This window comes from Pseudoneobacillus rhizolycopersici (assembly GCF_054786815.1).
Genome location: NZ_JBTOOE010000005.1, coordinates 34,252 through 48,357, shown reverse-complemented (window position 1 = coordinate 48,357; position 14,106 = coordinate 34,252). Strand labels below are relative to the sequence as shown.

Below are 14,106 nucleotides of genomic sequence, written 5' to 3'. Positions count from 1 at the left end.
TTGAAATAGGCAATACTACTATTGATTATAGGATATGGAGGGAAGGAAAATGGGCCAAAGCCATGTTTTTAAATCAGGGCATAAAGCACCAAATAATGGAATTTATGTCGAAATTGGCGATACTGGAGATAATGTTGTGAATCCAAAACAAATAAAATTAAAAGCTGGAGATCCGTTCCCGGAAACTTCAAATGATAAACGGCACTGGACCTATAAAAGAAAACCGTAATTAAAAAAGACCATCTGTTGATGGTCTTTTTTAATGGTGATGTTGTTCAACTGGATCGTTTGGAATAACCGTAGAAACGATAAAGATTAGAACCGTAACGATAACTGCTAAAATGTTTCCAGTCATGAAATCATATGTAGTACCAGTCATGGAGGTAACAACATAGTTCATCATTTGCACTAGTAAAAATGTCCAAAATAAAGTCCAAAAATAACGCATATTTCTCACCTCTACCTATTACTATCTCCTATCATATATTATCATAAGCCAACTAAATGTGAAATGAAATTTTATTAGAGATATTTTTAGCATTGAAAACTTCATCTAAAAATAGGCATTTTCCCTTGCCAAATATGTGAAGTAACATACAATATTTAGAAGGAATATGACAAGGTATTTTTCTAAATAAAAGTGCCATGGGTAAAGGAGTTTTTTTATGGAATACCGAAACTTTAAACTGGATACGGAATGGAACATGGTTCATTACTCCGAAATACCAAACGGTTTTGGTATCCTAATTATCGGAGATGAACGACATTTTGTTGATGAACATAAAAGCTTTTGGACACAAAATGAAGGGAAACAGCTCTTATTAAACCAATTAAAACAAAATGGATATACCATTTTCTACTCTAATCTTTATGGTAGGCATTGGGGAAACAAAAAGTCGACAATGTTGGCGGAAAGATTGTATCACCACATTATGAGATCGGAAATATTAAATACTAAAATTCATATCATTGCAGAAGGGATGGGTGCCCTAATCGCCTTAGACTTAATGAAATCATTAAATGATCAGATTAGGTCTATCGTTTTTATTAATCCCATTTTCTCATTGAAAATTCAGCTTGAACTTGAAAAAGAGCAAAAATTCTTTTACAAAAAAATATTGCGTGAAATAGCGTTAGCCTATAATAACGATTTAGAAAATATCGAAAATCAAAATGAGCTACCTGAACCAAATTTGAAAATTCCGATTAAGATCATTCATGTGTTATCCGACCGAAGGTCCTATCGGCAAATGGAGTATTCTAAACAGGTTTTCCAACAATGGGAGCAGCAAAATGTACAGATTCAATTTAGTTTTCTAGTGCCTGAGAAAAAACAGCGGTTAGGTAAAATTATTCATTCCTTCTTTAAAGAAAATGAGAAAGAGCTTTAATGTTATTTGTTTTTATATCTAACAAATAATTATCTTACTCCAAGCATAGGATACAATGAGTCTTAAAAACCGTGTAAAGCACCTTTTAATTCCCAAAAAAATAAAGGTGCTTTTACAAATTGTTTTGGGGGTAATACTCTATGGACAAGGTAGTTATTTTCGGAATTTATCATTTTTTAGGATTTAATCTTTGTCAGGAGTTTTTAGAGGCGGGTATTGAGGTACAGGGCTATCGTTGGAGTGAAGATTGTATTGAAGAACATTTAGAAGAAAAACGTTTATTAATTGGAAGAAATGCCAATTTTACAGAAAAACGGTTAGATGACTTTGTTGAGGAAATTGAAACAAGTATGATTGTCTCGTATTATGATTTATATTATTCGAAAAAAGTTAATCCGATTAGTTTATTTGAACAATATACAGCTTTAAATAATCGAAATCATCATTTAGCTAAGAAACATATCGTTTTCCTGCTTCCAATAGTATTTGTGAATAGAATGCCTGAGTCATTAAATAAGCATTTCACCGACTTAGAGCAGAATCATGTGCGGTTTCAAATTATTTATTTACCTACCGTTTTTGGTCCATGGCAACCATCTGCCTTTCTTTTTCAAAAATATTTACAAGCCAATGAAACTAAAATGGAAATAGAATTGGACGAAAGAGAACTAACCGTAGATGCTATCTATATTCACGATTTAACAAAAGAAATGGCGAAAATCATGAATGATCATGAGAATTCACAATACATCATACAGAGCACTAAACCAAATCAGTGGTATGCATGTGCACGATATTTAAATCTAGAAAGGTTTATTTCCAATATTCCAGAGCAAAATAAACCAAAGATAGACGAGAGGATAAAATTAATCTCGATAAACGAGAGTATTAAGATTGAGGATGGATTAAATAAACAAAAGGTCCATCTGAAAAGGCTGCTACGGTAGCTTATTTTTTTTGATTATTATTTCTTGCAAGGAAATGTTAACATTGATAAAATTAGTACCAAGTCATAATATTTGATATAAATTAACTCAGGAATCCAAACACATCGGTAAAAGGGAGTTGGCGCAAAATGAATGCTGGAATAATTGGGTTAGGCAGATATTTACCTGAAAAAATTTTGTCTAATCATGATTTGGAAAAAATGATGGATACTTCCGATGAGTGGATTAGGACAATGACCGGTATTGAAGAAAGAAGAATTGCTGCTGATTCAGTAGATACTTCTGATATGGCCTATGAAGCGGCCTTAAAAGCAATTGAGAATGCTAAAATTAAGCCTGAAGAGATTGATTTAATTGTTGTTGCTACCGTAACCCCGGACCAACCATTTCCGTCCGTAGCTTGTATGATTCAAGATAAGCTTGGGGCCAAAAGAGCAGCTGCATTAGATGTAAGTGCTGCCTGTGCAGGTTTTATGTATGGTGTGGTAATGGCGAAGCAATTTATTGAAGTTGGCACTTATAAAAACATTCTAGTAGTTGGTGTAGAGAAACTTTCTAAGATTACTAATTGGAGTGATCGCAACACAGCTGTTCTATTTGGTGATGGTGCAGGAGCTGCTGTTTTAGGACCTGTTTCTAATGGGAGAGGCATTTTATCATTTGAACTTGGGGCAGATGGATCTGGTGGTAAACATCTATACCAGGAAAAGGATTTTATTACGATGAATGGTAGAGAAGTGTTTAAATTTGCTGTAAGACAAATGGGTGAAAGCTGTGTCAATGTTTTAGAAAAAGCAGGTTTATCCAAGGAGGATGTTGATTTCCTCATCCCGCATCAAGCGAATATTCGCATTATGGAAGCTTCAAGACAAAGATTGGAATTACCAATTGAAAAGATGTCCAAAACGATCCATAAATACGGTAATACTTCTGCTGCATCGATTCCGATTTCAATTGTCGAAGAATTAGAAGCAGGGAAAATAAAAGATGACGACTTAATTGTCCTTGTAGGGTTTGGCGGAGGTCTTACTTGGGGAGCCATTGCCTTACGTTGGGGTAGATAACTTTTAATAGGAGTGAAATGAATGAAACGTCGTGTTGTAGTAACCGGTGTTGGTGCCGTAACACCAGTTGGAAGCAATGTTGAAACGGCTTGGAATAATATTAAAAATGGCATATCCGGTATCGGGCCATTAACTAGAGTCAACGCTGATGAGTACCCTGCAAAGGTTGCAGCAGAAATTACTGATTTTAACGTCGAGGATTTCGTTGATAAAAAAGATGCAAGAAAAATGGATCGCTTTACTCATTATGCGATTGCGGCATCTCTAATGGCCGTAAAGGATGCAGATCTACTGATAAATGATGAAAATTCCCACAGAGTGGGAGTTTGGATTGGTTCAGGGATTGGCGGAATGGAAACTTTCGAAAACCAATATGAGACTTTTTTAAACCGTGGCTATCGCCGTGTTAGTCCTTTCTTTGTACCGATGATGATTCCGGATATGGCCACTGGTCAAGTATCCATCACACTTGGTGCGAGAGGATTCAATTCTTGTACGGTAACGGCTTGTGCAACCGGCACAAATTCGATTGGGGATGCTTTTAAAGTAATCCAACGTGGCGATGCAGATGTAATGGTGACAGGTGGAGCCGAAGCACCTATTACGAAAATGTCGGTAGCAGGATTCTGTGCCAATACGGCATTATCAACAAATCCAGACCCAAAGACAGCAAGTCGTCCATTTGATGCAAACCGTGATGGGTTTGTCATCGGAGAAGGGGCAGGAATTGTAATTTTGGAAGAATTAAGTCATGCGCTTGCCCGTGGAGCCAAAATCTATGCGGAAATCGTCGGTTACGGTGCGACAGGTGACGCCTATCATATTACGGCACCTGCTCCAGAAGGAGAAGGTGGTGCAAGAGCAATGAGAATGGCTTTAGATGATGCCGGACTAACACCTGAAGATATAGATTATATCAATGCACACGGTACTAGTACTGAATATAACGATAAATATGAAACAATGGCTATTAAAACAGTATTCGGAGAACATGCCTATAAGCTCGCTGTTAGCTCTACAAAATCAATGACTGGGCATTTATTAGGTGCAGCGGGAGGAGTAGAGGCCATCTTTACCGTTCTAGCGTTAAAGGAAAATGTGTTACCACCAACAATTAACTTAGAAACACCGGATCCAGAGTGTGATTTAGACTACGTTCCAAATGAAGCACGGCAAAAGGAAATGAAAGCAGCAATCAGTAATTCACTTGGTTTCGGCGGTCATAATGCAACAATTGCTTTTAAAAAATATCAGGAATAATTTGTAAGACAAGGAGTTAATCGCTAACTCCTTGTTTTTTTTATGCCACTATTTTTAATTTCATCATAAGATATTGAAAAAGCAGTTGAGGTGATGATGGTGGGGGTAGAAAATACAGATAAATGGATACTTGAGCATATGAATAACCCGATAAAAATGTGTGAGAAAATATGTAATAAAGAGGAAAAAGAAGACCCTGCTAAGCTGTATCAATATTTAACGCAATTCGGTATGTACCGACCAAGTAAAAAAACGACAGAACAATTTTATTCGTTACAGAAAAATAAGATTTGGGAAAAGGTAGATTTACTATTTAATCATTATCAAAAAAAATGGAACGGTCCCAACCTTCCCATTTATATTTTCCCGATTGGAACTACTAGAGGCGTATCTCAGCAAAGTGGAAATAAATCAGGAGTAACTTTTCCAGATAAACTCTTCTTATTTTTATCGGATATAGAGGATGTAAAAGAAGTAGAGGCATTATTTGTCCATGAATACCACCATCTATGCCGACTAAATGGTCTAAATAAATCGATCGAGGAATACACTCTATTAGATTCTCTAATCATGGAAGGCTTAGCTGAGGATGCTGTTTACGAACATCTAGGGAAAAATTATGTAGCAAAATGGAGTAATAAGTTACCTATAAGCGAGTTTAAGCAATATTGGCAACGATATTTTGAAAAAAATATCAAATTGAACAAAAAACACCCGAAACATGACCAACTATTATTTGGAAAAGGATTTATGCCAAATATGTTAGGTTACACGATGGGATACAATCTTGTAAGAAACTATCGGCAAGAAAATTCTTATTCTACGAAAGAATCTTTTCAGATTTTGTCAGAAAATTTTATCGAAAGTAACATTTGTCAAGCCTGATAATACAGGCTTTTTTTTAGTAACTCTAAACTTTTGCTTTCAAAAAGTTAAAAAAAGTGTTGCAATTGTAACAACTCTGTAATAATATTTAAATCAAATAAAACTGAATAATTCAAAAAAATAAGAGGTGTCCCTATGAGTGGAAAATTACACAAAGACGCACCTTTGCTTGAAGTGAAAAACTTGGAAACAGCCTTTGACATTGATGGTCAATTTCACAATGCTGTTGATAATGTTTCCTTCACGGTAAAGCCTCGACAAATTGTCGGGATTGTTGGTGAGTCAGGTTGCGGAAAATCCGTAATGTCCCTCTCCATCATGAAACTTTTACCAAAAGGAATTGGGAAAATTCGTTCTGGTGAGATTGTTTTTGATGGGATACATTTAGAGAAATTAACAGATAAAGAGATTAATAGAATTCGCGGAAAAGACATTTCAATGATTTTCCAAGAACCAATGACTTCATTGAATCCAGTTTTCACCATTGGGTTCCAACTTCAAGAGGTACTTTTTAATCATCAGAAAATCTCTAAACAAGAAGCACGGTTAAAAAGTATTGCTCTTCTAAAAAGTGTAGGAATATCAAGACCTGAAAAAATAATTGATGAATATCCTCATCAACTATCAGGTGGAATGAGACAAAGGGTTATGATTGCCATTGCAATCGCTTGCCAACCTAGACTGTTAATCGCTGATGAGCCAACAACAGCATTAGATGTAACAGTCCAGGCACAAATTTTAGAACTTTTAAAGGAAATTCAGCAAGTAAATGATATGTCTGTCATTTTAATTACTCACGATCTTGGTGTTGTTGCCGAAATGTGTGATGAAGTTATCGTCATGTATGCCGGTAGAATCGTTGAAAAAACAGATGTTGATACATTATTCCATGATCCAAAGCATCCATATACGAAACTATTAATGGGAGCTATTCCAAAAATGGATGAAGATGTGGAAGAACTTAGTTCTATTAAAGGGATTGTACCTTCATTAAAAAATATGCCTAAAAAGGGTTGCCGTTTTGCTGAGAGATGTCCTGCAGCAATGCCGGAATGTTTAGAATATACTCCACTTTTAGCGGAAACGGACAAAGGTCACGAAGTCGCCTGCCTTCTGTATGAAACGAGTAAGGCACATGAAGGGGTGAAAATGAAGTGAGCACAGTAGATGCAAAAAATCACACAAAGATTAAAGAAGGTAAAAATAAAGAGGCCCTTTTAGAGGTCAAAAATCTAAAAACCTATTATCCCGTAAAAGGTGGATTTTTCCGTAGAACTATAGGAAATGTTAAAGCGGTTGATGATATTTCCTTTACTATTAATAAAGGGGAAACGCTCGGTTTAGTAGGAGAGTCTGGATGTGGGAAATCTACAACCGGTAGAACCATTATCAGACTATTAAATGCAACGAGTGGAGAAATTCTCTTTGACGGTAAGGATATAACAAAGTTAAGTGGGAAAAGCCTACAAGATATTCGTCAAGATATTCAAATGGTCTTTCAAGACCCTTATGCTTCCTTAAATCCAATTCAAATGGTTGGCGATATTATTGCAGAGCCAATTAAAAATTACAAAAAAATGGGTAAAGACGATTTGAAGGCAGAAGTTATGGAACTTCTTAATAAGGTAGGTCTACCGCCTGACGCCTATTATAAATATGCCCATGAGTTTTCCGGTGGACAAAGACAGCGGATTGGAATTGCTAGATCCCTTGCTCTAAGACCCAAACTAATCATCGCTGACGAGCCGGTATCTGCTCTTGACGTATCTGTCCAATCACAGGTGCTAAATCTATTAAAAGAATTACAAGATGAATTTGAATTAACATTCTTATTTATTGCTCATGACCTTAGTGTCGTTAAGCATATGAGTGATCGCATTGGTGTTATGTATCTAGGAAATATGGTCGAAATTAGTGACAAAAATAGTCTCTATGCTGAGCCGTTACATCCATATACAAAAGCACTAGTTTCTGCGATTCCAGTGCCTGACCCAAGAAGGAAGGCTAATCGCATCGTTCTAACTGGCGATGTACCAAGTCCTTTAAATCCACCTTCAGGCTGTCCATTTCATCCTCGTTGCCCAGTAGCAAAAGATGAATGTTCAGTAACGAAGCCTGTATTAAAGGAGGTGAAACCGGGACACGAGGTGGCATGTCACCTTTACTAGGAATTGAGAAAACAATAATTTTTGGGGGGAACAAACAAAAATGAAGAAAAAATCATTATTATGGCTTTTTTCGATGATTCTTGTACTTTCTGCTTTCTTAGCAGCATGTAATAAAGATGATAAAGCCTCGAACAAACCTGACGGCGATGATGGAAAAACTCCTGTTGAAAACAACGAACCACAAGATGGTGGAACATTAACATATGCATTATCATCTGAATTTAAAGGTCTATTAAACTGGAACTTCTATGATGCAGATGGTGACGATGATATTATTGCGTTCTTTGATGATGGTTTAATTAGTTATGATGAAAATCTTAAAGCAGAGCCAAATATCGCTAGCTGGACAACTGAAGATAACCAAAATTTCACATTTACATTCCAAAAGGGTGTAAAATGGCATAATGGTGAAGAATTAACTGTTCATGACTGGGTATTTGCCCTTGAAACAATTGCTACTATTGGTGGAGAACACCAACGTTGGTCAAACGTTAACACAATTGAAGGTGCAGTAGCATTCAACGAAGGCAAAGCAGATTCAATTTCTGGTCTAGAAGTAGTTGATGATTATACTCTTAATGTAAAGTTTGACAAAGCTCGTGTAAATAACTTAGAAAACCTATGGACATACCCGCTTTCTCGTAAAGAGTTCGAAGGCGTAGATCCAAAGAAAATGGCTGAATCTCCACAGGTTCGTCAAAAGCCGGTTGGTACAGGTCCATTCAAAGTTAACAAGATCATTCCAGGTGAGTCCGTTGAATTAGTTCGTAACGATGATTACTGGAAAGGTAAGCCACATATCGAAAAAATCATTGTAAAAGTTATTGCTAGTGAGTTAACAACTGGGGAATTAAAGAATGGAACTCTTGATATGACACCATTCCACCCAAGTATTTTAGCTGAAGTAGAAGCTCTAGATAATATTGATGTAGTAAGATACCCTGGTCTTTCTTATTACTACATTGGATTTAAGTTAGGTAAGTACGATGGTAAGAAAAACGTTATGGATAAGCCGAAGTATGCTGACAAGAAACTTCGTCAAGCGATGCTATATGCAATCGATCGTGAGAAATGGGTAGATGCATTCTTTAGTGGTTTAGGAAAACCATTAAACCGTCCAGTTCCAACATCTCACTGGATTGCAGCTCCAAATGAAGATATGCCAATTCAATATGAATATGATCCAGAAAAAGCAAAACAATTACTTGATGAAGCTGGTTATAAAGATGTAAACGGCGACGGATTCCGTGAAGATCCAAATGGTAAAGAATTTGTAGTTAAATTCTCTCACTATGACACTGGTAACCCAACATTTGAAGCACGTGCAAAAGCGTTCACACAATATTGGGAAGAAGTTGGTTTAAAATCTACTCTTCAAATGACAGATGTAAACTTATACTATGATCAAATTGAAAAAGATGACCCAGCTCTAGAAGTATTCTACGGCGGATGGGGAACTGGTGCTGACCCAGATCCACTACCAACATGGGGTATTGACACAGTTTGGAACTACCCTCGTTGGGTAAGTGAAGAAGGACAACAATTATTAGAAGATGCTGTTGATCTAAGTGTAGTTGGTACAGATACTGAAAAGCGTGCTGACCTTTACAAACAATGGCAAGCTATTTTCAACGAAGAGGTTCCTGCCCTACCAATCCTAGAACTTGAAGAAGTTATGGCTGTAAGCAAACGAGTTCAAAACGTTAAATTTGATGTTTCTGGTTACAATGATCCACATGAATGGTGGATTAAGCAATAAGACAATTGATTGATTCTTTTGATAAGGAGATTGCATGATGCTTAAATATACGTTACGCCGTTTGCTCGGCATGATCCCTATGCTTTTCCTTATCTCCATTGTAGTGTTTACCCTGGCAAAGATGATGCCAGGGGACTCCCTCAGTGGGGAAATTGACCCGAATAATACGGACCCACAATATATCGAAGAAATGCGTGAAAAATTGGGCTATAACGACCCAATTCATATTCAATATTTCAACTGGATTTCCAAGTTTGTTCAAGGTGATTTTGGCCGATCTACTCGATATAAAATTCCTGCAAGTGATATTATCATGGAAAAATTGCCAAATACAGTATTATTAGGTGCAACATCACTCTTTATTACTTATGTTCTTGCTTTTATAATGGGTATTTATTCAGGACGAAAGCCATATACAATAGGTGACAATATTATTGCGGGGGCCAATTACCTCGGACTAGCATTACCTTCCTTTGTTGCAGGGGTATTTGCCATTTACTTTTTCTCCTTTAATTTAGGATGGTTTCCATCGAACGGTTCAGTCGATATTTCGGTGCAAGATGGGACATTTGCTTATTACTTAAGTAGGCTTCACCACGTATTTTTACCAGCTGTTGTATTAGGATTATTGAGTACCGCAAGTTATACGCAATTTTTGCGTAATGATATTATAGAAAATAGCCGAAGGGATTTTGTGAGAACGGCTAGAGCAAAAGGAACTTCTGAGTCAACCATTTATAACAAACACATTCTTCGTAATTCAATTATTCCTCTTATTACCTTTTTAGGATTCGATATTGTTAATATTGTTGGAGGAGCAATTATTACTGAAACGATCTTTACTTATCCGGGTCTCGGGCAATTATTCTTAAACTCATTAAGTCAGCAAGATTATCCAGTCTTTATGGCTTTAACAATGATGTTCTCGTTTTTAACTTTGTTTGGAAATCTTGTAGCGGATATCCTATACGGTATTGTTGATCCGCGCATAAGATTGGATTAGGAGGTACGGACATGGAATTATCAACTGCACCCCAAACCTCTGTGCAAGTAAAGCCGCAAAAAAGTATGTCACCATTTGCGATTGCACGTAGAAAGTTTTTGAAAAATAAGCTTGCTATGTTAAGTCTAATTTATCTAATTATCGTTACGATTGTTTCATTTTTGGCGCCATACATTACTACTTTGGACATCACTCGTATCAATATCGGTGAAATGTCATTAAGACCTTCAGCTGAACATTGGTTAGGAACAGATAAAAACGGACGGGATGTTTTTACAAGACTTTTATATGGTGGTAGGGTTTCTCTACTAGTTGGAATTTCTTGTACATTCTTTGTTGTTTTACTTGGCACAATCGTTGGTTCAGTAGCGGGCTATTTCGGTGGTAAGGTCGATAGTATGTTAATGAGATTTACTGACTTTATCTTGAATTTCCCATTTCTTGTCTTTGTTATCGTATTAGGAGCTATTTTCTTCGGTAAATTAAACGGATTAGCGGTTTTAATCATCGTTATTAGTGCGTTAAGCTGGGGAGGGGTAGCAAGGATTGTTCGAAGTAAGGTACTGGCTGAAAAAGAGAATGAATACATTTTAGCTGCAGTATCAATAGGATGTTCTCCAGTAAAGGTAATCGTTAAACACTTACTTCCAAATGTGCTTTCTACCATTATTGTACAGTCAACCTTATTATTTGCGACTATGATTGTAGCTGAATCAGGATTAAGTTACTTAGGATTTGGTGTTCCTTCTGAAATTCCAAGTTGGGGGAATATGCTTTCATTCGCAAGGGAGCCAGATGTTTTACAAGGTAAACCTTGGATTTGGATACCACCTGCATTAATCATTACCCTAACGATACTTTCTATTAACTTCGTTGGAGAAGGATTAAAGGATGCCTTTAACCCACGTTCACGAAGATAAAATCTACCATTCAAAAATGGTAGATTTTTTTTATTGGGAAGGGTCTTGTCAACTGATTTCCGGAAAATAAGATAATCATCTCAAAGCGATTTTCGTCCTTACATGTTCATAATAAAAGAGTTTTTTAGCTTATTCATTCTGATTTCATTTTATATATCATATATATGCAATATATGAGGGACGAGCCTATATAATGGATGTGGTTATTACAATGTTGTTTAGAGCATTTATATTATTAACAGGTTTTGGGCTTGCTATTTCGGGCGGAATTAGTACAATTGCCTATTTAAATCTCTTAACAACAGGCTATGGGATGATTGAATATTTGTTATTCATATCGAAAAAAATAGAGTGCCATCTTTTACCATTAGGTATCATCTTTATATGGGTAAGCATATATTTTCCCCATTCATTCTCCAAAAACAAAAAATAGATACGCCAAGGTTTCTCCATAAAAGGAATAATTTTACTAAGTACTGCCCATACTGTTGACAAACAGTTTCTTGAAGTGAGGGATTTTTGCCATGCTATATCTTCATGATGTTTGGGTAAATTGGTTTGAGGGTGAAGAGAACGGCTATAATGTCTGTCATTTTCATGAATGGAGAAAGGACGATGGGGTTGAGCTATTGGATCAAGTGCCATTAGTTAAGGTTGAACCAATCCTTTTCCATTATATTGAAAACGATTTATCAGAGCTACCGAAGCAGTTATTAGATGACATTTATCAAAAAGCATTTTTACGAAAAAACCATGAAAGAATCCAATTAGATTATTGTTTTATTGTAACAGATGGTGTAGGAATTCTTGCAGTTGATACAATTGGTTACCATATTCCAATCAGAAAAAGCAGGCTAATTCCTAGACAAGAACAGCTTGTCTATGAGATGGTTGAAAATCATTCCCCTAAGAAATATCAATTCAATCAACCATTAACTAAAAAAGACTTTCATATTCTGTCCCCTGAACCTGATTTAATGGCGGGTCTGACGCGAAGAGAACGGCAGTTAAAACAGTTATTATTTATGGCTTTGGACCAGCTGTATTCTTCAAAAAATACATCTGAAATAAGATACTGGTACACGGAATGGAATCCAGTCAAGTATTCATATTTACAAAGCATGCAATTTGAAAATATTTGGAATGAATTATTTGAGGAAATTAAGCAAGGCTGGTCTGTAAAGCATGCTAATTTTTGTGAAAATCTAATTAAAGGACAACCATTTTTCGAAAAACTTTGGGAAATGGAACATGGCCCAAAAGTAAATTAAGCGGAGCACTTTAATAAGTGTTCCGCTTTTTTATTATTTTCTTTTTCTACCTAAGCCCATCGCACTTTCCATTTTTTTAATCATTTTATTGGCGACGGCATTTGCCTTTTCTGCACCTTTATCAAGAACTTCGTCAAGATAGGAAGATTCCATTAGTTCATGATATTTTGTTTGAATTGGTTGGAGTTCATTAATTAAAACCTCGGCTAAATCAGACTTAAATACACCATATCCCTTTCCTTCATATAAAGTTTCAATTTCAGAAATTGACTTTTTCGAAACAATTGAATAAATCGAGATTAGATTAGAGATTCCAGGGCGATTTTCTCTGTCGAATTTAACGGTCCCTTCTGAATCTGTTACAGCACTTTTTATCTTCTTTTCAATTTGTTTTGGCTCATCCAGAAGACTGATAAATCCCTTTGGGTTAGGGTCTGATTTACTCATTTTTTTCGTAGGATCCTGCAAAGACATAATTCTGGCACCAATTTTAGGAATCCGAACTTCTGGAATCGTAAAAATGTCGCGATACTTTTTATTAAATCTTTCTGCAAGATCTCTTGTTAATTCTAGATGCTGCTTTTGATCTTCTCCAACAGGAACAATATTAGTATTATATAGTAAAATGTCGCCAGCCATAAGCGGTGGATAAGTTAATAAACCCGCAACTACAGCTTCTTTACCTGCAGATTTATCTTTAAACTGAGTCATACGTTCTAACTCTCCAATATAAGCAACGCATTGAAGCATCCATCCTGCTTGGGCGTGTGCAGGGACTTCCGATTGAATGAACATTGTAACCTTATCTGGGTCCATTCCTGCAGCAAGATAAAGTGCAGCAAGACTTCTAATATTCTTTCTTAAAATCTGTGGATCTTGTGGTACGGTAATGGCATGTTGGTCAACAATACAAAAGTAACAATTATACTCATGCTGAAGTTCAACAAATTGTGTTAAAGCCCCAATGTAATTCCCAAGTGTAATTGTCCCACTAGGTTGAATACCTGAAAAAATCGTTTGCATCTTTTTTAGCCTCCAAAAAAATTATTCACTTTAAGATAAAAAAAAAGACCATTCGTCCATAAATAGGGACGAATGGTCCGCGTTGCCACCCTAATTACTCCAAATGAGTCTCTCATACCCTCAATTAAGTTTCATTCATGAGGAACCTTGATAACGTAAGGTTAACGTTAAGCCATACCAGATGATAAAATCCTTCCTGCTCACAGCTCAAAAGTCCATTCCATTTACGAGGATGTTTGTTTACACCTGCCACAAACTCTCTAAAAATCCGTCGATAAATGTACTAATCTTTTTCATCGCTTTATTGAAATATTTTATTATAAATTACCTCAAAAAGTAAAAAAAAGCAAGTTTTTTGGAGGTTTCAAATTGAAAGAAAAAATTTTTTTGATGAGCAAAAAGTCGAAAAATGTCG

At 36.1% G+C, this 14,106-nt stretch carries 15 protein-coding genes and 1 other annotated feature; of the genes, 13 read left to right on the top strand and 2 right to left on the bottom strand.

All coding sequences use genetic code 11. The annotated features are described in order from the left end of the window. Window positions 1-49 precede the first annotated feature (49 nt). Entirely contained in the window at window positions 50-229 is a 180-nt protein-coding gene (locus tag ACX9YW_RS07255; protein ID WP_460344067.1) for a YjzC family protein, read from the top strand. A 30-nt stretch (window positions 230-259) separates the two neighbouring features. Here ACX9YW_RS07255 and ACX9YW_RS07250 read toward each other — a convergent pair whose 3' ends face one another. Next, window positions 260-448: a YjzD family protein gene (locus ACX9YW_RS07250; RefSeq protein WP_460344064.1), complete on the bottom strand. Its 189-nt coding sequence runs from the start codon at window positions 446-448 to the stop codon at window positions 260-262. Between the two features lie 217 nt (window positions 449-665). On the opposite strand from ACX9YW_RS07250, the gene ACX9YW_RS07245 reads away from it, so the two are divergent. The 12 genes from ACX9YW_RS07245 to ACX9YW_RS07195 all read left to right on the top strand — a co-directional run bounded on the left by ACX9YW_RS07245 (window position 666) and on the right by ACX9YW_RS07195 (window position 12,668). After that, window positions 666-1,391, top strand: a complete 726-nt coding sequence (locus ACX9YW_RS07245) for a hydrolase (protein WP_460344061.1) — start codon at window positions 666-668, stop codon at window positions 1,389-1,391. A 140-nt stretch (window positions 1,392-1,531) separates the two neighbouring features. After that, window positions 1,532-2,338, top strand: coding sequence for a hypothetical protein (locus tag ACX9YW_RS07240; protein WP_460344058.1), 807 nt, complete (start codon window positions 1,532-1,534; stop codon window positions 2,336-2,338). A 128-nt stretch (window positions 2,339-2,466) separates the two neighbouring features. Continuing rightward, window positions 2,467-3,402, top strand: coding sequence for a beta-ketoacyl-ACP synthase III (locus ACX9YW_RS07235; RefSeq protein ID WP_460344055.1), 936 nt, complete (start codon window positions 2,467-2,469; stop codon window positions 3,400-3,402). Between the two features lie 21 nt (window positions 3,403-3,423). Then, window positions 3,424-4,662, top strand: coding sequence for a beta-ketoacyl-ACP synthase II (gene fabF / locus ACX9YW_RS07230; protein WP_460344052.1), 1,239 nt, complete (start codon window positions 3,424-3,426; stop codon window positions 4,660-4,662). Window positions 4,663-4,755: 93 nt separating this feature from the next. Further along, window positions 4,756-5,547 (top strand): DUF2268 domain-containing putative Zn-dependent protease, encoded by a 792-nt coding sequence (locus ACX9YW_RS07225; protein WP_460344049.1) that lies wholly within the window; start codon window positions 4,756-4,758, stop codon window positions 5,545-5,547. A gap of 135 nt (window positions 5,548-5,682) precedes the next feature. Then, entirely contained in the window at window positions 5,683-6,705 is a 1,023-nt protein-coding gene (locus ACX9YW_RS07220; protein WP_460344046.1) for an ABC transporter ATP-binding protein, read from the top strand. Next, entirely contained in the window at window positions 6,702-7,715 is a 1,014-nt protein-coding gene (locus ACX9YW_RS07215; protein WP_460344043.1) for an ABC transporter ATP-binding protein, read from the top strand. Before ACX9YW_RS07220 ends, ACX9YW_RS07215 begins: the two co-directional genes overlap by 4 nt. A gap of 40 nt (window positions 7,716-7,755) precedes the next feature. Continuing rightward, window positions 7,756-9,474, top strand: coding sequence for an oligopeptide ABC transporter substrate-binding protein (opp4A, locus tag ACX9YW_RS07210; RefSeq protein ID WP_460344041.1), 1,719 nt, complete (start codon window positions 7,756-7,758; stop codon window positions 9,472-9,474). 37 nt (window positions 9,475-9,511) lie between these two features. Next, entirely contained in the window at window positions 9,512-10,477 is a 966-nt protein-coding gene (opp4B, locus tag ACX9YW_RS07205; RefSeq protein WP_460344637.1) for an oligopeptide ABC transporter permease, read from the top strand. An 11-nt stretch (window positions 10,478-10,488) separates the two neighbouring features. Continuing rightward, the gene (opp4C, locus tag ACX9YW_RS07200) at window positions 10,489-11,397 is read left to right on the top strand and encodes an oligopeptide ABC transporter permease (RefSeq protein ID WP_460344038.1); all 909 of its coding nucleotides are present in this window, start codon (window positions 10,489-10,491) and stop codon (window positions 11,395-11,397) included. Window positions 11,398-11,590: 193 nt separating this feature from the next. After that, complete coding sequence (locus ACX9YW_RS23895; protein ID WP_495994847.1) at window positions 11,591-11,830, top strand: YuzI family membrane protein; 240 nt, start codon at window positions 11,591-11,593, stop codon at window positions 11,828-11,830. Window positions 11,831-11,921: 91 nt separating this feature from the next. After that, entirely contained in the window at window positions 11,922-12,668 is a 747-nt protein-coding gene (locus tag ACX9YW_RS07195; RefSeq protein ID WP_460344035.1) for a YjbA family protein, read from the top strand. Between the two features lie 33 nt (window positions 12,669-12,701). Here ACX9YW_RS07195 and trpS read toward each other — a convergent pair whose 3' ends face one another. Further along, window positions 12,702-13,691, bottom strand: a complete 990-nt coding sequence (gene trpS / locus ACX9YW_RS07190; protein ID WP_460344032.1) for a tryptophan--tRNA ligase — start codon at window positions 13,689-13,691, stop codon at window positions 12,702-12,704. Between the two features lie 61 nt (window positions 13,692-13,752). Then, window positions 13,753-13,997: a binding site (T-box leader), on the bottom strand. Between the last annotated feature and the right edge of the window lie 109 nt (window positions 13,998-14,106).

Bases quoted from the DNA above. Each gene is read 5' to 3' on its own strand.
- ACX9YW_RS07195 (WP_460344035.1), top strand. From the start codon at position 11,922: ATGCTATATCTTCATGATGTTTGGGTAAATTGGTTTGAGGGTGAAGAG.
- ACX9YW_RS07220 (WP_460344046.1), top strand. From the start codon at position 5,683: ATGAGTGGAAAATTACACAAAGACGCACCTTTGCTTGAAGTGAAAAAC.
- ACX9YW_RS07225 (WP_460344049.1), top strand. From the start codon at position 4,756: ATGATGGTGGGGGTAGAAAATACAGATAAATGGATACTTGAGCATATG.
- ACX9YW_RS07240 (WP_460344058.1), top strand. From the start codon at position 1,532: ATGGACAAGGTAGTTATTTTCGGAATTTATCATTTTTTAGGATTTAAT.
- fabF (WP_460344052.1), top strand. From the start codon at position 3,424: ATGAAACGTCGTGTTGTAGTAACCGGTGTTGGTGCCGTAACACCAGTT.
- opp4B (WP_460344637.1), top strand. From the start codon at position 9,512: ATGCTTAAATATACGTTACGCCGTTTGCTCGGCATGATCCCTATGCTT.
- ACX9YW_RS23895 (WP_495994847.1), top strand. From the start codon at position 11,591: ATGGATGTGGTTATTACAATGTTGTTTAGAGCATTTATATTATTAACA.
- trpS (WP_460344032.1), bottom strand. From the start codon at position 13,691: ATGCAAACGATTTTTTCAGGTATTCAACCTAGTGGGACAATTACACTT.
- ACX9YW_RS07245 (WP_460344061.1), top strand. From the start codon at position 666: ATGGAATACCGAAACTTTAAACTGGATACGGAATGGAACATGGTTCAT.
- ACX9YW_RS07235 (WP_460344055.1), top strand. From the start codon at position 2,467: ATGAATGCTGGAATAATTGGGTTAGGCAGATATTTACCTGAAAAAATT.
- ACX9YW_RS07250 (WP_460344064.1), bottom strand. From the start codon at position 448: ATGCGTTATTTTTGGACTTTATTTTGGACATTTTTACTAGTGCAAATG.
- opp4C (WP_460344038.1), top strand. From the start codon at position 10,489: ATGGAATTATCAACTGCACCCCAAACCTCTGTGCAAGTAAAGCCGCAA.
- ACX9YW_RS07255 (WP_460344067.1), top strand. From the start codon at position 50: ATGGGCCAAAGCCATGTTTTTAAATCAGGGCATAAAGCACCAAATAAT.
- opp4A (WP_460344041.1), top strand. From the start codon at position 7,756: ATGAAGAAAAAATCATTATTATGGCTTTTTTCGATGATTCTTGTACTT.